This window comes from Actinomadura rugatobispora (genome assembly GCF_055379765.1).
This window is the reverse complement of the sequence record NZ_AP029191.1, coordinates 819497-841623: the sequence shown is the minus strand read 5'-3', so window position 1 is coordinate 841623 and position 22127 is coordinate 819497. Positions and strand designations below refer to the sequence as shown.

The following is a 22127-nucleotide window of genomic DNA, read 5'->3' as shown; positions in this document are numbered from 1 at the left end:
CCCCTCCTCAGTCGAGGTCGGGGCCGTAGACCTCCCACAGCTCCCCGGCGAAGAAGCGGCCGAACGACACCAGGGCCGCGGGACCGCCGGGCCCCGCCGTGCGGAAGGTGGTCAGCTGGCGGGCGAAATCCGTCAGCTGGATGTGCAGCACGCCCGCGCCCAGCACCACCGCCCCCTCGGGGACCGCCCCCTTGGCGGCCTCCTCGACCGCTTCCTCGTCGGCGTGGCCGTCCAGCAGGTGGACGTACAGCGTCGAGGTGTCGGGCCAGATCCGGGTCGGCGGACCGTGCAGCACGTTCTTGTGACCGATGAGGGTGCGGGGCCGGCCCCGGTCGTCGGCGAAATGCAGCCGGTACTTCATCAGCCGGCGCTCCTCGGCGCCCCCCGGCGCGAAGAGGTTGAACCAGCCCCGCTGGACGGGCCGCCGGCCCCCCTGGCCGGCGGCGTCCACCCATCCCTCGGCCCGCGCGGTGTGCTCGGGCTCGGCCAGGAACCGATCCACGTCGTCGGCGGTGATCGTGAGCCGGAACGAGAACCGCTCGCGGCCCTCGTCCAGCTCACCCGCCCGCGGATCGGTCGCCCCCCAGGAGACGAACCCCTTCATCTCCTCGGTGAACGACAGCGACGTACGGCCGGACGACGCCTCCGGGGACGTTCCCCCGGTCCCCGTCGGCGCCCCCGAATCCGTGCCGTACGCCTTGCCGCCCACCGCCCCGCCGGGCGAGCCGGTCCCCGTGACCGGCTCGGCCCCCGTGTCGGCGGGGCGGGACATCCCCTCCAGGATCCGCGTGGCCATGCGGTCGGCCATCGCGGCGATCGTGAGCGAGGGGTTCGGCCCCACCGGCCCCGGCATCGCCGCCCCGTCGGCGATGTACAGGCCGGGGAAGCCGAACACCTCCCCGAAGGCGTCGCAGACGCCCTCGACCGGGTGCCGCCCCATCGGGGCGCCGCCCAGCGGATGAACGGTGACCACGCGCTTGCGGAACCACGCCGGGTTGTCGGCGTACTCGGCGCCCAGCACGTCGGCGATGCCCTGCATCGTCGTGCGCAGCCGCTCGAAGTGCGCCGCGCTGGTCTCGACCGTCCAGTCGGCCGCCAGCCGCCCGTCCTTGAGCGCCAGCCGCCCGTCGGCGGTGTCGCGGCCCATGCCCAGCAGCGGCAGCGAGCTCACCGACAGCGCCCCGTCGCCGATCAGGTCCGCCAGCTCCTTGGACAGGTTGGTGTCGGGCGCGCCGGAGAAGAACTCGGTGAACCGGTTCCACAGGAACTTCACCGCCCGGTCGATCTGGTCGCCCAGGTCGAACGGCTGCACCATCCAGTCGACGAACGCCGGGTAGCCGCCGTCCTGGATGTAGGCGCCGCGGCCCGCGCCCGGATGGCCGTCCAGCTCGTCGGGCAGCCGGATCGCGCTGGTGATCACCGGGCCGCGGCTGGCGTCCAGCGGCCGCACCCGGTTGCGGTCGCGCGCCTTCAGCAGGAACGTCAGCAGGTCGCCGTTGCCGCAGAACCGCGAACCCAGCGCCGGGCTGAGCCCGGGGAACGCCGTGCGCGACTTCAGCAGCAGGAACGTGGTGCCGTAGGTGCCCGCGCCCAGGATCAGCCGGTCGCAGGTGATGGTGCGGACCGGCGGCTTCTTCCCGGCCCTGCGCTCGGGGTCGTGGTGGACGTAGTCGACCTCGTACCCGCCGCGAGGCCGCGGCCGGATCGCCTTCACCTCGTGCGAGGTGCGCAGGTCCGCGCCGTGGAACGCGGCCGCCGACAGGTAGTTGTGGTCGAGGGAGTTCTTCGAGCCCTCGTTGCAGCCGATGTCGCACTCGCCGCACAGCCGGCAGGTGCGCCGCCCGCCGCCGTGCAGGTTCCCGTAGCCGGGATCGACGATCGGCAGGCTGACGCCCGGCGCGGCGCCGCGCTCGGGGGCGAAGCCGACCGCCAGCGGCGGCAGCGCCCAGTTGAGGCCGAGTTCGGCGGCGGCGTCCTGCATCGCGTGCGTCTTGGGGGAGTCGTCGAACGGGGCGCGGTCCAGCGGGTACGGCGTCGCGCCCATCATCTCCTCGACCCGGTCGTAGTACGGGTCGAGGTCGTCGCGCGTCACCGGCCACGGCTCGTGCCCGCCGTCCAGGCCCTCGTTGACGAACCACCGCTCGTCCTTGCGCAGCAGCACGTTGGCGTAGATGAGCGAGCCGCCGCCCAGGCCGGAGGAGACGACCGAGTCGCAGCCCTTGAAGCTCCACACGTCGAACATGCCGTACAGCCCGGCCGAGGGGTCCCAGAACGCCCGGCCCATCTCCGAGGGCGAGCGTGGGAACGACCCGGGCGGGTAGGGCTGGCCGCGCTCCAGCAGCACCACCGACCGGCCGGCCTCGGCCAGCCGGTAGGCGGCGACCGACCCGCCGAACCCCGAGCCGACGACGACGGTGTCGGCGTGCTCGGCGGCCACGTGCTCGGTCATCGTCATGCGGCCTTCCGGTCGGTGCCGTGCTTCTGGAAGTGCGCGAGGATCCTCGGGTAGACCCGCTCGTGGGCGTTCTTGCCGAGGATCGGGTCGATGTGGCCGTAGCCCGGCAGCACCTCCAGCTCGTGCCGGCCCGGCACGACCTTCGACAGCAGCGCGTGGCAGACCACGTTGGAGTCGGTGAAGATCCGGTTGTGGTCGCCGGTGGTGAACAGGATCGGCGTGGTGATCTTTGAGGCGCGGGCCAGGAAGTTGGTCGGCAGCGCCTTCAGCCTCGGATCGCGCGGGTCGTAGCGGACCGCCCGGCCGGCCTTCACCATCTTGCGGATGTGCCGGTAGTAGTGGACGGTCGAGGCGCCGTTGATGTCGGCGAGCCGGTCGTGGGTGTGGGTCTCGGGCGCGAGGTTCTCGTGCATGAAGAACCCGGGCCGGCCGCTCGCCCACATGAAGCTCTGCATGTGGCAGGCCGACTCCTTGCACTCGGGATGGAACGCCGAGATGACCTGGGACATCAGCCACCGGCCGCTCAGCTTCGGCGCCTCGGTGAAACGCGGGTCGATGTAGGGCGAGCCGAGGACGTAGTCGGCGAAGTTCGGGCCGATCGCCATCTTGACCTTCGACCACGACGGCACCCGCGGCGTCAGGGAGACGCTGTTGACGACCAGGCTGGCCAGGTCGTCCTCCACCGCGCCGCCGAACAGGCTCATGCTGAACGACAGCGCGCCCAGGCAGTGCGCGAAGACGTGCACCCGGCGGTCGCCGATGTGGCGGCGCAGCTCGGCCATCGCGGCCGGGTAGTCGAACAGCGCGATGTCGTCGAGCGAGTAGCGGCGCCCGCCGGTGTTGTACGGGAAGCGGTTGCTCATCCGGAAGTCGAGCGCCCACACGTCGCCGAAGCCGTTGTCCAGCAGGTAGCTCACCATGTTGTAGATCTCCGGCATGGTGAACAGGTCGCTGGAGGAGGTGAGCCCGTGCATGAGCAGGACGACGTCGTCGCTGTCCTCGCGGTGGAAGCGGGACAGGGTGAGCAGCAGGTCGTCCTCGGTCGTGAACGGGTGCAGCGACACTTCGGCGTCCGTGACGCCCTCGGGCGAGAAACGTCGGATTCGGCGTGCCATGTCTCTGTCCTCCCGGCTGAATGACGGTCCAACGATGGCAGTCGCGTACGACGGCGCGGCATCGTGGAAAACCCGTATTCGCGCCCCGCGGTACGTGGTGCCCGTGTGGAGTGAGAGTCCGTTTTCGACCTGACGGTTCATTCTCGTCCGGATCTTGGCACGAATCTGTGCCGCCTGGCACGGTCCCGCCGCCGTTCCGCAAGGCCGCGCAACGAAGATCACATCGGCCGGCGGATCACCCGGGCCGCCCGGACCGTCCGGACCGCCCGGCGGAACGGGTCGCGGGGCTCAGGAGTCGCGGTCGCCGGGGCGCCCGTTCAGCACCGTGACGACGCCGACCCGCGAGCTCACCCCGAGCTTGCCGAAGACCCGCGACAGATGGGTCTCCACCGTGCGGACGCTGAGGAACAGCTTCTCGGCCACCTGCTGGTTCGTGCAGCCCTCCGCGACCAGCGTGGCGATCTCGTACTCGCGGGGGGACAGCCCGAACGGCTCGTCGCCCCGTCCGCCCCGGCGCGGCGAGGCCACCCGCACCCCGAGGCGGCGCTGCTCCCGGACGGTCTGCGCCAGCAGCGCCCGCGCCCCGCACCACTCGAACAGCTCCGCGGCGGCCCGCAGCCGCTCGCGCGCCGGGTCGCGCTCACCGGCGGCCTGGTACGCCAGCCCCGCGGCAAGCTCGGCACGGCCCGCCTCCAGCCGGCGCCCGGCCGACAGCAGCAGCCGGCCGCCCTCGGCCGCCAGCGAGGCCGCCGCGGCCGGATCGGACGGGCGTGCCGCGTGCGCCTGCGCGAGCCGCACCATCCCCGCGTCGGCCGATCCCCCGATCCCGCCGAGCATCTCGGCGATCTCCGCCCAGCGGCCGGGCTCGCCGTCCTTCTCCCGGGCCGCCTCGACCTGGGCCAGCATCTCCGCGCAGCACAGCAGCGTGGACGGGTCGAGCTGCGGCGCGGTCGGATCGCCGCACGCCTCCAGCGCGGCGACCGCGCCCTCCTCGGCGCGGCCCGAGTTGACCAGCGCGACGCCGAGGGCGAACCGGGCCATCGCGCCCCACCACTCGCCGGCGCCGAGGTCGCCGGCCACCGCCTCCTCGCCCAGCCGCAGCGCCCGGTCGTGGTCGCCCTGCCACGTCGCGACCAGGCACTGCTGGGTCAGCCCGAACACCAGCGTCTCGCCGGAGCGCACCAGCCGGGCCGTCTCGGTGGCCTCCTCGGCCGCGTCCGCCGCCTCGGCCAGCCGCCCCAGCAGCGTGTACAGCCTCGCCTGCGCGTTCAGCAGATAGGTGATGTAGGGCACCTGGCCGGTGGAGCGCGCGATGGCGATGCAGCGCTCGAGCCGGCGCCGCGCGTGGTCGTACCGGCCCAGCATGACCTCGGCCCAGCCCAGCCAGGGGACGTGGTCGAGGGCCTCGGCGATGTGGCCGTCGGGGGACTCGGCGTACACCGCGTCGGCGGCCTCGGCGAGGGCGATCGCGTCGTCCACCCGCCCGGCCCCGTAGGCCGGCATCACCCGCAGCGAGGCGACCGCGACCCGCAGGCCCGGCTCCCAGCCGGGCGCGTTCTCCGGCATCCGGTCCAGCACCGCCTGGGCGCCGCGGATGTCGAGGCGCATCAGCCGGTCGGCGACCAGCCGGGTGCGCAGCAGCACGGCGGCGGGCGCCTGCGGGTCGGGGATGCGGTGCAGCTCGTCCAGCACCAACGCGCGGGCCTGCTGGTGGCGCTGCAGCTGCCGCTCGATCACCGCGCACATCTGGACGGCGCGGGCGCGGCGGGCATGGTCGTCGGGGGGCAGCAGCCGCAGCAGTGTGCGGGCCGTCTCCTGGCCCTCCACCAGCTGCCCGCTGACCGTCTGCGCGTGCGCCAGCTCGGCCAGGAGCCGGACGTGCGGGGGCCGCCCGCCGTCCTCGCCCGTGTCGAGCCCGGCCTCCGCCGGGTCGGGGTCCTCGGGCATCAGGCGCAGCGCGGCCTTCAGCCAGTGCGCGGCGGTGGCCGGTGCCTGCGGCGCCACCGTGCGGGCCGCCTCGACCAGCGTCGCGATCGCCTGCTGGTCGCCGTAGCCGGCCGACCGCTCCACGTGGTGGGCGCGCAGCGTCGCCGGGGCGCCCAGGTCGCCCAGATGGCGGGCGATCCGCGCGTGCGCGCCCAGCCGCCACCCGGCGGCGGCCGAGCCGTACACCACGTGCCGGACCAGCGGGTGGCGGAAGCGGAACCGGCCGGCGGAGGCGGGCCGCACCACGTCGCGGGCGGCCAGGTCGTCCAGCGCGGCCAGCGCCCGGTCTTCGGCGATCTCCGCCCCGGCGGCGGCCAGCGCGGGCTCGAACTCGTCGGCGGCGACCGCGGCGGCCCGCGCCACCAGCAGCGCGGTCTCGTGCAGCCCGCTCAGCTCGACCCGCAGCGCGGTGCGGACCGCGGGCGGCAGTTCGGTGATCTCACCGAGGTCGGGCAGCGCGCCCCAGGGCTCGGCGACGGCCTCCTCGGCCGGGGACGGCTCGGCGCCGTCGCGCCCGCCCGGGCGGCGGGCCAGCGCCTCCAGGTAGAACGGGTTGCCGCCGCTGGCCTCGTACAGCGCCTGGCAGCGGGACCGCGACACCTCCGGGCCCAGGAACTGCTCGACCTCCTCGCGCGTGAACGGGTCGGCGGTGACGCTGACGCCGTGCTCGCCGGCGATGTCGACCAGCGTGGCCAGCCGCGCCGACGCCTGCGCGGGACGGTAGGCGACGCCGATCAGGACCCGGGCGCGCGGCGGATGGCGGACCAGGTAGCCCAGCAGCTCGATCGAGGCGTCGTCGGCCCAGTGCACGTCGTCGAGCAGGAGCATGAGGCCGTTGTCGGAGGCCAGCTCCTCGAGGAGATGGCGCACGGCGCGGTGCAGGTGGTAGCGGGCCACGCCCAGCGGCTCCGCGTCGGCCGCCGGCTCGCCCGGTGCCGCCCCGCCGGGCGCGGGGCCCTGGACGCCGGCGTCGGACGCGGGGGAGTGCGCGGCACCGGCCAGCGCCGGGAACACCGTCGACAGCAGCCGCGCGGTGGCGGGATTGAGCGCCGGGCGGCTGCGCTCCAGCCGGTCGTCGAGGGCGTCGACCAGGGCGCCGAAGGGCATCTGCTGCTCGAACTCGGCGGCGCGCCCGGCCAGCACGGGCAGCGAGCGGGCGCCGGCCGCCGCGGCCAGCTCGCCCAGCAGCCGGGTCTTGCCCGCGCCCGGATCACCCGACAGCGCCAGGAAGCGGAAGGAGCCTCCGAACGAGGCGTCGAGTGCCTGGTCCAGGACGCGGAGCGCCGTCCGCCGCCCGACGAGCGGGGCGCCGGCGGGCAGGCCTTCCGCGTTCCGGTCCGCGCGACCCTCCATGTCCACACCCCAACAGTGACAGGCGGTCGATGCGCCGTGATCGTTCTACTTGCGTGACTACCGGGTGTCGCCGGGGACATAGTACTGATCTCCCGATAACGGGAGCCGGTCGCGAGCGCGCCCGCGGCGGGCCGCCGCACCGGTCCGTCCCGGTCTCCCACCGTGCCACCGGTCATGTGCTATGAACCGTCATCGGTGGCGCCGTGTCAACAGGGGCGCCCCAAACGGTCGTACGGACGTGCCGCCTATCCTCGCAGCCGCGCCCACGATCTGCGGGGCGAATCGGCCACCCGGCTGAGGGCCACCAGCGCCGCCGGGGGACGCCCGGCGCGCTCGCCGTCCAGCCGCCGCATGAACGCGAGCTGCTCCAGCGACGGCGGCCCCACCGCCAGGCTGCGCCGCGTCGCGGTGGGGGCGTCGGCCTGACCGGTGCCGACCAGGTACGCCGCCGACATCGACCCTGTCCGGCCCACGCCCGCGCCGCAGTGCACGAACACCGGCCCCCGGGCGCCCCGCACCACCGCCAGGAAACGCGCCACCTGGCCGGCGGCGGGCGGCTGGCCGTCGCGCACCGGCAGCCGCACGACCGTGAGCCCGGCCTGCCCGGGGACCTCCAGCGCGGCCGGGGACAGCCGCTCGGCGCGCAGGTCGACCACCGTGCGGACGCCGAGCCCGGCCAGCCTCCGGTACCCCTCGGCGCTGGGCGCGGCGCCCCGCCACACGCGGTCGTCGACCCGGGCGAAGTGGCCGATGCCGGGCACCCGCGGCGGCCCGCCCTGCTCCTGGGCGTGCGCGGCCGCGCGCTCGCTCGTGCGGCACGCCTGGCTCATGGCGAGGATGACCAGGCTCACCACCGCCCAGACCAGCGCGTACACGGCCGCCCCGCCCAGGAGCAGCCTGCCGGTCGTGCGCGCCAAGGCAGTGAGCCGCATCCGGCGAGCATAACCGCGTCGCCGCAGGCAGTCAGGCGAGCCGGGCGGCGGCTTCCGCCCAGGCGGCGGTGCCGCCGGACGGCTCGTACCGGCGCAGCGGCTGGGTCGCGGCGACCAGCGCGCGCATCTCGGCCAGCCCGCCGACGGCGCCGTGCGCCCGCGCCTGCACCAGCACGTTGCCCAGCGCCGTGGCCTCCACCGGACCGGCGATCACGGGCCGCCCGCAGGCGTCGGCGGTGAGTCGGCACAGCAGGTCGTTGCGGCTGCCGCCGCCGACCAGGTGCACCACCTCGACCTCCCGGCCCGACAGCCGCACCGCCTCCCGCAGCGTCGTCCGGTGCGCCAGCGCCAGGCTGTCCAGCACGCACCGCACGATCTCCGCGCGCGTGGCCGGCTCGGGGAACCCGCGCCGCGCGCAGTGCGCGGCGATCCGGGCGGGCATGTCGCCCGGCGGCAGGAACTCCGGGTCGTCGGGGTCGATCAGCGAGCGGCGCGCCGGGACGTGCTCGGCCTCGGCCAGCAGCGCGCCCAGGTCGGGCGACCCCCAGGCGCGCAGCGACTCCTGCAGCGGCCACAGCCCCATGACGTTGCGCAGGTAGCGGACCGTGCCGTCGACCCCGCCCTCGTTGGTGAAGTTGGCCTTGCGGCTCTCCTCGCTCAGCACGGGCGCGGGCAGCTCCACGCCGACCAGCGACCACGTGCCGCAGGAGATGTAGCCGAAGCGGTCCCCGGCGGCCGGGACGGCGGCGACCGCGGAGGCGGTGTCGTGGGAGCCGACCGCCGTCACCGCCAGGTCCCCCGGGAGGCCGGTCTCCGCGGCCACATCCGGCCGCGGCGTCCCGATCACCTCGCCCGGCCCGCGCAGCTCCGGCAGCAGCCCGCCGGGAAGGCCGAGCCGGTCCAGGAGCGGCCGCGACCACGTCCCGTCGCGGACGTCCAGGAGCCCGGTGGTGGAGGCGTTGGTGCGCTCGGCGCCGACCTTGCCGGTCAGCCAGTACGCCAGCAGGTCGGGGACCAGCAGCAGGGTGCGGGCCCGGTCCAGGCCGGCCCCGGCCGCCACCAGCTGGTAGACGGTGTTGAACGGCAGGAACTGCAGCCCCGACACCTGGTAGAGCAGGTCGTCGCCCACCTCGGCGCGGACCCGCTCCATCACCCCGTCGGTGCGGGCGTCGCGGTAGTGCACGGGGTTGCCGAGCAGGTCGCCGTTCCCGTCCAGCAGGCCGTAGTCGACCGCCCACGAGTCGATGCCGGCCGACACCAGGCCGCCGGGGGTGGCGGACGCGGCGCCGCGCAGGCCGTCGAGCACGTTGCCGTACAGGCCGAGGACGTCCCAGTGCAGGGTGCCGTTGGCGCGCACCGGGCGGTTGGGGAAGCGGCGCACCTCGGTGAGGTCGAGCGTGCCCGGGCCGATCCGCGCGGTCATCACGCGCCCGCTGGAGGCGCCGAGGTCGACGGCCGCGAAGGTGGGGGTGGTCATGAGCGTGGTGCCTGTTCGTTGGGTTTCAGGTGACGACGAGGACTTCGAGGGTGCGCGGGCCGTGCACGCCCTCGACCCTGGACAGCTCGATGTCGCTGGTGGCGGACGGCCCGGAGACGAAGGTCAGCGGACGGTGCGGATCGAGGCGTTCGAGGGCCTCGGGGACGTCGGCGGCGACCTGGGCCGCCTCGACGACGATCAGGTGATAATCGGGGACCAGCGACAGGGCGCGCGGGCCCTGGCCGGGGCCGTGGTCGAGCACGATCGTGCCGGTCTCGGCGATCGCGACGGCGCAGCCGGTGACCGCGCCCGCGAGGCCGTCCAGGTCGGCGACGGCGGGGTCGCGGGCCAGCCGCGCCTCGTCGAGGCCGGAGGTCCACGCGGCGGGCAGGCCGGCGGGGGCGCCGACGACCCCGGGACGGGCCGACAGCGCCTCGGCGACCGCGCCCGGCAGCTCGGCGGCGGTCACCGTCCGGACCTCGGCGCGGTAGTGGGCCACCCGCTCGGCGAACAGCTCCAGGATCCCCTCGCCATGGTGGCGCCGCAGATAGGACCGGTCGATCTCGGCGTACGACGTGGCGACCTCGGCGGCGGGCCGGGTCGGGACGATGCCCTCGATCCGCCGGAGGATCTCCTCCCGCGCGCTCATTTCTTCGTCTCCCCTGTACGGCCGCCATCGGTGCGCGCCCACCAGGCGCGGAACGACTCCTTCGGCGGCGCGGGCGCGTCGCGGGTGTCCGTCCAGGCCTTCAGCGGGCCGGGCAGGCGCCGGATGCGCCCGTTCCGCCCGACCACCCAGCGGCTCGCCGACGCCGCGCGCTGCGCCATCCCGAGGCGGGCGGGGGAGCGCAGCGTCCAGCCCGCCACGCCCATCACCGCCCGCTCCACCGGATGCCTGCGCGGCCCCTCCACCGAGCGTGCGCGCAGATGCACCAGCACCTCGGGGATGTCGATCGCGACCGGGCACGCCTCGAAGCACGCCCCGCACAGCGACGACGCGTACGGCAGCGAGGCGTCCACCTCCGACCCGATCCCGCGGATCTGCGGCGACAGGATCGCCCCGATCGGCCCCGGGTAGGGGGAGCCGTAGGCGTGGCCGCCCGCCCGCGAGTAGACCGGGCACACGTTCAGGCACGCCGAGCAGCGGATGCAGCGCAGCGCCTGCCGCCCCACCTCGTCGCGGAGCGTGTCGGTGCGGCCGTTGTCCAGCAGCACCAGGTGGAAGTCGCGCGGCCCGTCGCCGGGGGTGCTGCCCGTCCACGTCGAGGTGTACGGGTTCATCCGCTCGGCGGTGGACGAGCGCGGCAGCAGCTGCAGGAAGACCTCCAGGTCCCGCCAGCTCGGCACCAGCTTCTCCACGCCCATCACCGAGATCAGCGTCTCGGGGAGGGTGAGGCACATTCGGCCGTTGCCCTCCGACTCCAGCACCACCAGCGTGCCGGTGTCGGCGACGGCGAAGTTGACGCCCGAGACCGCGACCTTGGCCGACAGGAACTTGGCCCGCAGATGCCTGCGCGCGGCCTCGGCCAGCTCCGCGGGGGAATCGGACAGGCCCGGGGGCGCGTCGGCCATCTCGCGGCGGAAGATGTCGCGGATGTCGGACCGGTTGCGGTGGATCGCCGGGACCAGGATGTGCGAGGGCCGGTCGTGGCCCAGCTGCACGATCAGCTCGGCCAGGTCGGTCTCGTAGGCGGCGATGCCCTCCTCGGCCAGCGCCTCGTTCAGCCCGATCTCCTGGGTGGCCATCGACTTGACCTTGACGACCTCGGTCTCGCCGGTGGCCTTCACCAGATCGGCGACGATCCGGTTGGCCTCGGCGGCGTCGCGCGCCCAGTGCACGGTGCCGCCCGCCGCGGTGACCCTCTCCTCCAGCAGGCGCAGGTAGTGGCCCAGGTTGGCCAGCACGTGGTCCTTGATCTGCTTGCCGGCCTCGCGCAGCGCCGCCCAGTCGTCCAGCTCGGCGACCGCGTCCGCGCGCCGCCCCCGGATCGTGGACGTGGCGTGCGCCAGGTTGTGCCGCAGCCGGGTGTCGCCGACGGCGCGGCGGGCGGCGTCGGGGAAGGACGGCATGCCCACGTAGGTCGGCATGGCCCTGGCGCCCTCGGCCTTCGATTTCGGGCTCATGCTTTCCTTCCTGGGGGCGGTCCCCCAGACCCCCCGAACGGCTCCGCCGCTCATGAGGGATCCTCCTCGGTGGCGGCGAGGATCTCGGCCAGGTGCACCGCCCGTACCCCGGACCGGGTCCGGGTCAGCGCGCCGCCGATGTGCATCAGGCAGGAGTTGTCGGCCGCGCACAGCGCCTCGGCCCCCGTGCGCCGCACGTTGGTGACCTTGTCCGCGCACATGGCCGCCGACACCTCGGAGTTCTTCAGCGCGAACGTGCCGCCGAACCCGCAGCACTCGGCCGCCTCGGGCAGTTCGACGAGGTCGATGCCGCGGACCTCGCGCAGCAGCCGCAGCGGCCGGTCGCCCACGTGCAGCATCCGCAGCGAGTGGCACGTCGGGTGGTAGGTGACCCGGTACGGGAAGTAGGCGCCCACGTCGGTGACCCCGAGCACGTCGACCAGGAACTCCGACAGCTCGTACACCGCGGGCACGGGCTCGTCGATCAGCCGGGGATGCCAGTCGCGGACCATCGCCGCGCACGAGGCCGACGGGCTCACCACGGCGTCGTACCCGGCGAACGCCTTGGCGAAGCCCCGCGCCATCGGCACCGCCTGGCTCCGGTAGCCGGTGTTGAGGTGCATCTGGCCGCAGCAGGTCTGCGCGGCGGGGAAGTCCACCTCGTGGCCGAGCCTGCGCAGCAGCCGCACGACGGCCTTCCCGGTGTCGGGGAACATCGTGTCGTTGAGGCAGGTGATGAACAGCGCGACCTTCACGGCCGCCCTCCTTCCAAGGGGTGGGCCTCGCGGCGGCTGGAGTCGCGGACGACCAGCTCCGGCTGGAACATGACCTGCTGGTGGGCATGCCCGTCGGGGTCGTCGCACTCCTCCAGCAGCAGCTCGGTGGCGATCCGCCCGAGCTGGTAGGTGGGCTGGCGCACCGAGCTGAGCGGGACCGCGGCCGCCGCCGAGAACTCGATGTCGTCGTACCCGATCAGCGCCACGTCGGTCGGAACCTTGACCCCCGCTTGGAGCAGGACCCGCAGCACGCCCAGGGCCAGCAGGTCGTTGGCGCAGAAGACGGCGTCGGGCAGCGGCCCGTCGTCCAGCAGGCGGCGGGCGGCCTCCTGGCCCGCGCGCGCGTTCATGGCCGGGACGCCCAGCTCCAGCATCGCCTCCCGGCCCAGCCCGGCGGCGCGCAGCGCGCGCAGGGCGCCCTTGCGCCGGTCGGTGCACTGCCGCAGCGCGGCCGGGCCGGTGACGAACGCCAGCGTGCGGGCGCCGTCGGCCAGCAGCTGCCCGACCGCCAGCTCGCCGCCGGCCACGTCGTCGACCGCGACCGAGCACTGGTTGGCGCGCGGGGTCGGGTGGTCGAGCAGGACGACCGGGACGCCGCGGTCGCTGAGCCGGTCGGCGTTCTGCCCGTCGTCCCCGACCGGGGTGAGCAGGACGCCGCGGACCCGCTGCTCGGCGAACACCCGGATGTTGCGCTGCTCGCGCTCGCCGGACTCGGCGGAGGAGGACAGCAGCACCGCGTAGCCGCGCTCGCTGGCGACGTCCTCGACCCCGCGGGCCACGTCGGTGAAGAAGGGATTGGCCAGGTCGAGCACCATCAGCCCGATCGTGCTGCTGTGCCCGGCGCGCAGCGTGGAGGCCGAGCCGTTGCGGACGAAGCCCAGCTCGCGGATGGACTGCTCGACCCGGGCGCGGGTGCCGGGGGCGACCCGCTCGGGGCGGTTGAGCACGTTGGAGACCGTGCCGGGGGACACCCCGGCGTGTTCGGCGACCTGCTTGATCCCCACGGTGCCCACTGTGTGCCCCCGGTCTCGTCCGCTGGTGTGCCGCGCTCACTTTGGGTCATCTCTTTAAAACGTGTCAACCCTGGCGTGGGAACTTCGCCGCCGGCTCGTCAGCCGGGGAAGGGCCCGGGAGGGGCGTTCCGCGGAACTCGTGAAGATCGCTCCAGAGCCGGTGGGCACGGGGTTTTCGAGGGTTCGGCGCGGATCCGAGCCGAGGTTCCCTCTTGACGAGTGCTCCGGCTCACATCTAGCGTTCCGCGCAACATCCCGTTAAAACGTTTTTCATCATCCGGTTACAGATCACCCCAGCGAGGAGGGTGGCCGTGAGCGCACCCGCTCGGTCGGCGCCACCGACATTGGCACTGGTCAACGTGAGCAAGTCGTTCGGCGCCGTCAAGGCCCTGCAGGGCGTCACCCTGGAGCTGCACGCCGGTGAGGTGCACGCACTCGCCGGCGAGAACGGCGCGGGCAAGTCCACCGTCGTAAAAACGTTCGCAGGCGTGCACCGCCCCGACGCGGGCGAGGTACGGGTGGACGGCGCGCCGGCGGAGTTCGGCGGCCCCGCCGACGCGCAGCAGGCGGGCGTCGCGGTCATCTACCAGGAGCCCACCCTGTTCCCCGACCTGTCGGTCGCGGAGAACATCTTCATGGGGCGCCAGCCTCGCACCGGGCTCGGCCGCATCGACCGCCGCGCCATGCACGAGCGCACCGCCGAGCTGTTCATCCGGCTCGGCGTCGCCATGGACCCGCAGCAGCCCGCGCGCGGGCTGTCCATCGCCGACCAGCAGGTCGTGGAGATCGCCAAGGCCATCTCCCGGGACGCCCGGGTGCTGATCATGGACGAGCCCACCGCCGCGCTGACCGGCCAGGAGGTCGCCCGCCTGTTCGGCGTCACCCGCACGCTGCGCGAGCAGGGCTGCGCGATCCTGTTCATCTCGCACCGGCTCGAGGAGATCTTCGAGCTGTGCCAGCGGGTCACCACGCTGCGCGACGGCACCTACATCGCCACCGAGCCGGTCGAGGGCCTCACCCCCGACGACCTCGTCCAGCGGATGGTCGGCCGCGAGCTCGGCACGCTCTACCCCAAGCAGGACGTCACCCCCGGCCAGGTCGCGCTGAAGGTGTCCCGGCTGACCCGCGAGGGCGCGTTCACCGACGTCTCCTTCGAGGTGCGGCGCGGCGAGATCGTCGCGCTGGCCGGGCTGGTCGGCGCGGGCCGCAGCGAGGTCGCCCGCGCGATCTTCGGGGTGGACCGCTGGGACGCCGGAACCGTCGAGGTCGCCGGCAGCGCGCTCCCCGCGGGCAGCCCCACCGCCGCGATGTCGGCCGGGCTGGCCCTGGTGCCCGAGGACCGCCGCCAGCAGGGCCTGGTCATGGACATGTCCATCGAGCGGAACATGGGCCTGACCCAGCTGCGGTCGCTGCGCCGCGCCACCGGGCGCGGCCCGCTCATCTCCCGCAAGGTCGAACGGGACCGCGCCGCCGACTGGGCGCTGCGCCTCCAGCTCAAGTACGCCCGCCTCACCGACACCGTCGGCGTGCTGTCGGGCGGCAACCAGCAGAAGGTCGTCCTGGCCAAGTGGCTGGCCACCGAGCCCGCCGTGCTGATCGTGGACGAGCCCACCCGCGGCATCGACGTCGGCACCAAGGCCGAGGTCCACCGGCTGCTGTCGGAGCTGGCCGCGCAGGACCTGGCGGTGCTGATGATCTCCTCCGACCTGCCGGAGGTGCTGGGCATGGCCGACCGGGTGCTGGTCATGCACGAGGGCCGGCTGACCGCCGAGATCTCCCGCGCCGACGCCACCGAGGAGACCGTCATGGCCGCCGCCACCGGACGCAACGGCAACGGCGACGGCGACACGGGAAAGGCGGCCTGACCCCATGACCGTACTCGCCGAGACCCCCACCAGGCCGCCCGCCGGCGGACCGCCCCGAACCGGCGGCCGCAGGCTGGTCGACGTGGTGCTGCGCGCCCGCGAGATGAGCATCGTCGGCGCGCTGGTCGTCCTGGTGGCCGTCACCACGATCGTCAACCCGCGGTTCCTGTCCGCGCAGGGCGTCGAGGACATCTTCCTCAACGCCTCCATCCTGGCGCTGCTGGCCGTCGGGCAGACCATGGTCGTCATCACCCGCAACATCGACCTGTCGGTCGGCTCGCTGGTCGGCCTGGTCGCCTTCGTCACCGGCGACTTCGCCTCCGGCACCGACCACAACGTGCTGCTGGTGGCCCTGCTGGGCGTGGCGATCGGCACCGCCTGCGGGCTGGTGAACGGGCTGCTGGTCAGCTTCTGCCGGGTGCCCGCCCTGGTCGTCACGCTGGGCACGCTGTACGTGATCCAGGGCCTGGACTACTACATCGCCTCCGGCGACCAGATCAGCGCCTCCGACCTGCCGTCCTCGGTGCTGTCGCTGGGCAACGACGCGATCCTCGGCATCCCCTACCTGCCGATCATCACCGTCGCGGTGATGCTGGCGATCGGCTTCTACCTGCGCTCCTACTCCTCCGGCCGCGAGTACTACGCGATCGGCTCCAGCCCCGAGGCGGCCCGGCTGGCGGGCGTCCCGATCCGGCGCCGGGTGCTGACCGCCTACCTGGTCAGCGGCGCGCTCGCCGGGCTGGCGGGAGTGCTGTGGCTGGCCCGGTTCGGCACCGTCGTGGCCGACGCGGCGGGCGGCTGGGAGCTGCGGGTGGTCAGCGCGGTCGTGGTCGGCGGCGTGGCGATCGTCGGTGGGGTCGGCACCGTGTACGGCGCCGTGCTGGGCGCCCTGCTCATCACGATCATCGGCAGCGTGCTGGTCGTCCTCAAGGTCAACCCGTTCTGGCAGGACGCCATCACCGGCCTGCTGCTCCTGCTGGCCATCAGCGTCGACCGGCTGCTGGCCCTGCGGACGACCCGCGCGCTGAAGGTCAGGTCCCGGTCCCGGCGCGGCCGGCGCCGCCTCAACGGCAACGGGACGGCACCGCCGGGCGCCCCGCCGGGCCCGGGCAAGGCCACGGCCAAGGCCAAGGCGACGGCCAAGGAAGAAGGGAGCGACCGCGATGCGGTTTGACGCGCGCGGGCTGATCCGCTGGGAGACCGCCGTCCTCGTGCTGCTGGTCGCGGTGTTCTGCGGCGGCGCCGGCTTCTCCCCGGACTTCGCCAACTCCGACAACCTGTCGTTCGCGCTCGGCGACCTGAGCGAGATCGCGCTGATCGCGCTGCCGATGACGCTGCTGGTGGTGTGCGGGCAGGTGGACCTGTCGGTCGCCTCCGTGCTCGGCCTGTGCAGCGCGCTGACCGGCGGGCTCTGGGACGCCGGCTGGGCGCTCGAGACGATCATCCCGGTGGTGCTGGTCGTCGGGATCGTCTGCGGGCTGGTCAACGGCCTGCTGGTGACCCGGCTCGGGCTGCCCTCGCTGGCGGTGACGATCGGCACGATGACGCTCTACCGGGGCCTGGCCTACGTGGTCCTGGGCACCAAGGCGGTCGCCGAGTTCCCCCAGCAGTACACCGACCTGGCGACTCAGACCGTGCCGGGCACCCCGATCCCGTACCCGATCGCGCTGTTCGCCCTGCTGGCGGTCGTCACCGCCGTGACGCTGCACGCCACCGGCGTCGGCCGCTCGCTGTTCGCGATCGGCTCCCAGGAGGACGCCGCCTACTTCGCCGGCATCCGGGTCAAGCGGATCAAGCTGGTGCTGTTCGTGGTGTCCGGGCTGATCGCCGGCCTGGCCGGGATCGTGTACACGCTCCGGTACGGCAGCGCCCGCGCCGACAACGGCCTCGGGCTGGAGCTGACCGTCATCGCCGCGGTGCTGCTGGGCGGCATCGACTTCGACGGCGGCAAGGGCACCCTCGGCGGCGTCATCGCCGCGGTGCTGCTGATCGGCCTGCTGCGCAACCTGCTGATGCTCAACGACGTGTCGACCGAGATCCAGTCGGTCGTCACCGGGCTGCTGCTCATCGTCTCCGTGCTCACGCCCCGGCTGATCGCCGTGGTCCGCGAGTCGCGAGGCGCCGGGGGCGCGCGATCCGCGTCCCCGGCGGCGGCCGGCCCGGCCTGACATCGCCCCCCGCCCCGCTCGCTCCCTTCTCCACCCACCCTTCTCACCCACCCCCTGAAAGGCACACGACCATGACCGTTCGTCTGCGCGCGCCGCGCCGCATGATGGCGATGGCCTCCATCGGCGCCCTGGCGCTGACCCTGACGGCCTGCGGCGGCACCACCAAGGACTCCGCCGAGACGGGGGGCGCGGCCGCGGGCGGGAACGCCTCCGCGAACCCGAACGCGCCCATCAAGAAGGGCCTGAAGATCGCCTTCCTGCCCAAGCAGGTCAACAACCCCTACTCGACGATCCTGGACAACGCCGGGATCGCGGCGGCCAAGGAGTTCGGCGGCGAGGCCAAGGAGGTCGGCCCGTCCGACGCGTCCGCGTCCTCGCAGGTCTCCTACATCAACACCCTCGTCCAGCAGCGGCACGACGCGATCCTGATCGCCGCCAACGACGAGAACGCCGTGTGCGGCCCGCTCAAGCAGGCCATGGGCAAGGGCATCAAGATCGTCTCCTATGACTCCGACACCGCCAAGGACTGCCGGAACCTGTTCATCAACCAGGCCAGCTCCGAGGAGATCGGGCGCAGCCAGGTCAAGCTGATCAGCGACCAGCTCGGCGGCAAGGGCGACATCGCGATCCTGTCGGCGACCGCCAACGCCACCAACCAGAACACCTGGATCAACTTCATGAAGGAGGAGCTGAAGAAGCCCGAGTACTCCGGGCTGAAGCTGGTCGACACCGTCTACGGCGACGACGACGACCAGAAGTCCTTCCAGCAGACCCAGGGCCTGCTGCAGGCGCACCCGAACCTCAAGGGCATCATCTCCCCGACCACGGTCGGCATCGCCGCCGCGGCCCGCTACATCAGCGGCTCGCAGTACAAGGGCAAGGTGGCCCTGACCGGCCTGGGCACGCCCAACCAGATGCGCCAGTTCGTCAAGGACGGCACCGTCAAGCAGTTCGCCCTCTGGGACCCCAAGAACCTGGGCTACCTGGCCTCCTACGCCGCCGCCTCGCTGGCCTCCGGGCAGATCACCGGGGCGCAGGGCGAGAAGTTCACGGCCGGCAAGCTCGGCGAGCGCACCATCGGCGCCAACGGCGAGGTCATCCTCGGCCCGCCGACCGTCTTCGAGGCCAAGAACATCGACCAGTACAACTTCTGACCCCGTCCCGCCGCGGCCGGGCGACCGGCCGCGGCGGTGCAGGGCGGTTCCCCAGGAGGAGTGCCCGTGAAACGCGTCTGCTTCCTGCTCAAGGTGCGGCAGGACCGGCTGGAGGAGTACCGCGAGCGGCACGCCGAGGTCTGGCCGGAGATGCGGGCGGCGCTGCGCGACACCGGCTGGAGCAACTACTCGCTCTTCCTGCGCGAGGACGGCCTGCTGGTGGGCTACCTGGAGACCGACGACTTCGAGAAGGCCCTCGACGGGATGGAGCGGACCGAGGTCAACGCCCGCTGGCAGGCCGAGATGGCGCCGTTCTTCGAGGACCTCGACGGCCGCCCCGACCAGGGGATGCGGCCGCTCGCCGAGGTCTTCCACCTGGACTGACCCCCAGCGGGCCCAAGGATTCGGAGAGGAAACCCCCGTGACCGACACCAGCGCGGTGAAGGACGCCCTTCGCCGCCAGCACATCGAGACTCCCTCGTGGGCGTACGGCAACTCCGGCACCCGGTTCAAGGTCTTCGCCCAGCGGGGCGTGCCGCGGACCCCGCAGGAGAAGATCGACGACGCCGCCCAGGTGCACCGCTTCACCGGCGTGGCCCCCAGCGTCGCCCTGCACATCCCGTGGGACAGGGTGGACGACTACGCGGCGCTGGCGGCGTACGCCAAGGAGCGCGGTGTCCAGGTCGGCGCGATCAACACCAACGTGTTCCAGGACGACGACTACATGCTGGGCAGCGTCACCAACCCCGACCCGGCGATCCGCCGGAAGGCGCTGGACCACCTGCTGGAGTGCGTCGACATCATGGACGCCACCGGCTCCCGCGACCTGAAGCTGTGGTTCTCCGACGGGACGAACTACCCCGGCCAGGACGACGTCCGCGACCGCCAGGACCGCATGGCCGAGGCGCTGGCCGCGGTGTACGAGCGGCTCGGCGACCACCAGCGCTTCCTGCTGGAGTACAAGCTGTTCGAGCCCGCCTTCTACATGACCGACCTGCCGGACTGGGGCACCTCGTACGCGCACTGCCTCAAGCTCGGCCCCAAGGCGCAGGTGGTCGTGGACACCGGGCACCACGCGCCGGGCACCAACATCGAGTTCATCGTGGCGTTCCTGCTGCGCGAGGGGAAGCTCGGCGGGTTCGACTTCAACTCGCGGTTCTACGCCGACGACGACCTGATGGTGGGCGCGGCCGACCCGTTCCAGCTGTACCGGATCATGTACGAGGTGGTCCGGGGCGGCGGGTACGAGCCCGAGACCGGGGTGGCGTTCATGCTCGACCAGTGCCACAACATCGAGCCGAAGATCCAGGGGCAGATCCGGTCGGTGATGAACGTCCAGGAGGCCACCGCCAAGGCCCTGCTGGTGGACGTCGGCGCGCTGCGGGCCGCGCAGTCCGCCGGTGACGTGCTGGGCGCCAACGCGGTGTTCATGGACGCCTACAACACCGACGTGCGCCCGCTGCTGGCGGAGCTGCGCGAGGAGATGGGCCTGCACCGGGACCCGATCGCCGCGTACCGGGCCTCCGGCTACTACGAGTCGGTCGTCGAGGCGCGCCAGGGCGGCCAGGCGGCCGGCTGGGGCGCCTGACCCCTTTCAGCGCACGCAACGCACGCAACACAGCAAGGCACGCACGTGAGGCAAGTGAGGAGCCAGTCATGACCGCCACTCCACCCGAGGTGGAGCACCTGCTGGAGCGGGCCCGCACCCTGGGCTCGGACCCGCGCAACACCAACTACGCGGGCGGCAACGCCTCGGCCAAGGGCACCGTCACCGACCCCGTGACGGCCCGGGACATCGAGCTGATGTGGGTCAAGGGCTCCGGCGGCGACCTGGGCACCCTCACCGAGGCGGGGCTGGCCGTGCTGCGGCTGGACCGCATGCGCGCGCTGGTGGAGGTCTACCCGGGCGTCGAGCGCGAGGACGAGATGGTCGCCGCGTTCGACTTCTGCCTGCACGGCAAGGGCGGTGCGGCGCCGTCCATCGACACCGCCATGCACGGCCTGGTCGACGCCGCGCACGTCGACCACCTGCACCCCGACTCGGGCATCGCGATCGCGACCGCCGCCGACGGCGAGGAGCTGACCCGGCGGATCTTCGGCGACCGGGTGCCGTGGGTGCCGTGGCGGCGGCCCGGGTTCCAGCTCGGCCTGGACATCTCCGCGATCAAGCGGGACAACCCGGGCGCGATCGGCGTGATCCTCGGCGGGCACGGCATCACCGCCTGGGGCGAGACCAGTGCGGAGTGCCAGGCCAACGCGCTGGAGATCATCCGTACCGCCGAGGCGTTCATCGCCGAGCACGGCAAGGCCGACCCGTTCGGCGAGGTGGTGTACGAGACGCTGCCCGAGGACGCCCGGCGCGAGCGCGCCGCCGCGCTGTTCCCGCTGGTCCGCGGCCTGGCCTCGACCGACCGTCCGCAGGTGGGGCACTACACCGACAGCCCCGAGGTGCTGGACTTCGTCGCCCGCGCCGAGCACCCGCGCCTGGCCGCGCTGGGCACCTCCTGCCCGGACCACTTCCTGCGGACCAAGGTCGCGCCGCTGGTGCTGGACCTGCCGCCGGACGCGCCGCTGGAGGACGTCACCGCCCGCCTCCGCGAGCTGCACGCCCGCTACCGCGAGGACTACGCCGCCTACTACGCGCGGCACGCCACCGCCGGCTCCCCGGCGATGCGCGGCGCGGACCCGGCGATCGTGCTGGTCCCCGGCGTCGGCATGTTCAGCTTCGGCGCCAACAAGCAGACCGCGCGGGTCGCGGGCGAGTTCTACGTCAACGCGATCAACGTGATGCGCGGCGCCGAGGCGCTGTCGTCCTACGCGCCCATCGCCGAGTCGGAGAAGTTCCGGATCGAGTACTGGGAGCTGGAGGAGGCCAAGCTCCGCCGGATGCCCAAGCCCAAGCCGCTGGCGACCCGGGTCGCGCTGGTCACCGGCGGCGGGTCGGGCATCGGCGCGGCCACCGCCCGCCGGCTGGCCGCCGAGGGCGCCTGCGTCGTGGTCGCCGACCGCGACCTGGCCGGGGCGGAGAAGGTCGCCGCCGAGATCGGCGCGGGCGCGCTCCGGGAGCCGGACGTCGCGATCGCGGTCGCCGTCGACGTCACCGACGAGGGGCAGATCGCCGCGGCCGTGCGCGCCGCCGTGCTGGCCTTCGGGGGCGTCGACCTGGTGGTCAACAACGCCGGGCTGTCGATCTCCAAGCCGCTGCTGGAGACCACGGCCGCCGACTGGGACCTGCAGCACGACGTGATGGCGCGCGGCTCGTTCCTGGTCTCCCGGGAGACCGCCCGCGTCATGGTCGACCAGGACATGGGCGGCGACATCGTCTACATCTCCTCCAAGAACGCCGTGTTCGCCGGGCCGAACAACGTCGCCTACGGCGCCACCAAGGCCGACCAGGCCCACCAGGTGCGGCTGCTGGCGGCCGAGCTGGGCGGCCACGGCATCCGGGTCAACGGCATCAACCCCGACGGGGTGGTGCGCGGCTCGGGCATCTTCGCCGGGGGCTGGGGCGCCAAGCGCGCCGCCGTCTACGGCGTGGAGGAGGAGAAGCTCGGCGAGTTCTACGCCCAGCGCACCCTGCTCAAGCGCGAGGTGCTGCCCGAGCACGTCGCCGCCGCCGTCTTCGCCCTCACCGGCGGGGACCTGACCCACACCACCGGGCTGCACGTGCCCGTGGACGCCGGAGTCGCCGCCGCGTTCCTCCGCTGAC

The 22127-nt window shown here is 73.4% G+C and carries 16 protein-coding genes; 7 read left to right on the top strand and 9 right to left on the bottom strand.

Features of this window, described 5'->3' with window-relative positions:
* Positions 1 to 7: 7 nt before the first annotated feature.
* The 9 genes from ACZ466_RS03320 to ACZ466_RS03280 form a co-directional block, all read right to left on the bottom strand.
* Positions 8 to 2455, bottom strand: a complete 2448-nt coding sequence (locus tag ACZ466_RS03320) for a GMC oxidoreductase (RefSeq protein WP_378283445.1) — start codon at positions 2453 to 2455, stop codon at positions 8 to 10.
* On the bottom strand, positions 2452 to 3570 hold the full coding sequence (locus tag ACZ466_RS03315) for an alpha/beta hydrolase (RefSeq protein ID WP_378283446.1): 1119 nt from the start codon (positions 3568 to 3570) through the stop codon (positions 2452 to 2454). Before ACZ466_RS03315 ends, ACZ466_RS03320 begins: the two co-directional genes overlap by 4 nt.
* Before the next feature lie 288 nt (positions 3571 to 3858).
* Positions 3859 to 6909, bottom strand: coding sequence for a helix-turn-helix transcriptional regulator (locus ACZ466_RS03310; RefSeq protein WP_378283447.1), 3051 nt, complete (start codon positions 6907 to 6909; stop codon positions 3859 to 3861).
* A 245-nt stretch (positions 6910 to 7154) separates the two neighbouring features.
* Positions 7155 to 7841: a fused DSP-PTPase phosphatase/NAD kinase-like protein gene (locus ACZ466_RS03305; RefSeq protein ID WP_378283449.1), complete on the bottom strand. Its 687-nt coding sequence runs from the start codon at positions 7839 to 7841 to the stop codon at positions 7155 to 7157.
* A 31-nt stretch (positions 7842 to 7872) separates the two neighbouring features.
* Positions 7873 to 9318, bottom strand: a complete 1446-nt coding sequence (locus ACZ466_RS03300; protein ID WP_378283450.1) for a rhamnulokinase — start codon at positions 9316 to 9318, stop codon at positions 7873 to 7875.
* A 25-nt stretch (positions 9319 to 9343) separates the two neighbouring features.
* Positions 9344 to 9967, bottom strand: a complete 624-nt coding sequence (locus tag ACZ466_RS03295; protein ID WP_378283451.1) for a LutC/YkgG family protein — start codon at positions 9965 to 9967, stop codon at positions 9344 to 9346.
* Complete coding sequence (locus ACZ466_RS03290) at positions 9964 to 11442, bottom strand: LutB/LldF family L-lactate oxidation iron-sulfur protein (RefSeq protein ID WP_378283452.1); 1479 nt, start codon at positions 11440 to 11442, stop codon at positions 9964 to 9966. The genes ACZ466_RS03295 and ACZ466_RS03290 overlap by 4 nt, the downstream gene beginning before the upstream one ends.
* A gap of 50 nt (positions 11443 to 11492) precedes the next feature.
* On the bottom strand, positions 11493 to 12197 hold the full coding sequence (locus tag ACZ466_RS03285; protein ID WP_378283453.1) for a (Fe-S)-binding protein: 705 nt from the start codon (positions 12195 to 12197) through the stop codon (positions 11493 to 11495).
* On the bottom strand, positions 12194 to 13222 hold the full coding sequence (locus tag ACZ466_RS03280) for a LacI family DNA-binding transcriptional regulator (protein WP_378283454.1): 1029 nt from the start codon (positions 13220 to 13222) through the stop codon (positions 12194 to 12196). Before ACZ466_RS03280 ends, ACZ466_RS03285 begins: the two co-directional genes overlap by 4 nt.
* 320 nt (positions 13223 to 13542) lie before the next feature.
* Here ACZ466_RS03280 and ACZ466_RS03275 point away from each other — a divergent pair, with 320 nt between their 5' ends.
* From ACZ466_RS03275 to ACZ466_RS03245, 7 genes are all read left to right on the top strand, one after another.
* Entirely contained in the window at positions 13543 to 15096 is a 1554-nt protein-coding gene (locus ACZ466_RS03275; protein WP_378283455.1) for a sugar ABC transporter ATP-binding protein, read from the top strand.
* Positions 15097 to 15100: 4 nt separating this feature from the next.
* On the top strand, positions 15101 to 16270 hold the full coding sequence (locus tag ACZ466_RS03270) for an ABC transporter permease (RefSeq protein ID WP_378283456.1): 1170 nt from the start codon (positions 15101 to 15103) through the stop codon (positions 16268 to 16270).
* Positions 16260 to 17264, top strand: coding sequence for an ABC transporter permease (locus ACZ466_RS03265; protein WP_378283457.1), 1005 nt, complete (start codon positions 16260 to 16262; stop codon positions 17262 to 17264). Before ACZ466_RS03270 ends, ACZ466_RS03265 begins: the two co-directional genes overlap by 11 nt.
* A 71-nt stretch (positions 17265 to 17335) precedes the next feature.
* Positions 17336 to 18418 (top strand): rhamnose ABC transporter substrate-binding protein, encoded by a 1083-nt coding sequence (rhaS, locus tag ACZ466_RS03260; RefSeq protein ID WP_378283458.1) that lies wholly within the window; start codon positions 17336 to 17338, stop codon positions 18416 to 18418.
* A 66-nt stretch (positions 18419 to 18484) separates the two neighbouring features.
* The gene (locus ACZ466_RS03255; RefSeq protein ID WP_378283459.1) at positions 18485 to 18802 is read left to right on the top strand and encodes an L-rhamnose mutarotase; all 318 of its coding nucleotides are present in this window, start codon (positions 18485 to 18487) and stop codon (positions 18800 to 18802) included.
* A 37-nt stretch (positions 18803 to 18839) separates the two neighbouring features.
* Complete coding sequence (rhaI, locus tag ACZ466_RS03250) at positions 18840 to 20006, top strand: L-rhamnose isomerase (RefSeq protein ID WP_378283460.1); 1167 nt, start codon at positions 18840 to 18842, stop codon at positions 20004 to 20006.
* Between the two features lie 68 nt (positions 20007 to 20074).
* Entirely contained in the window at positions 20075 to 22126 is a 2052-nt protein-coding gene (locus ACZ466_RS03245; RefSeq protein ID WP_378283461.1) for a bifunctional aldolase/short-chain dehydrogenase, read from the top strand.
* Position 22127 lies beyond the last annotated feature (1 nt).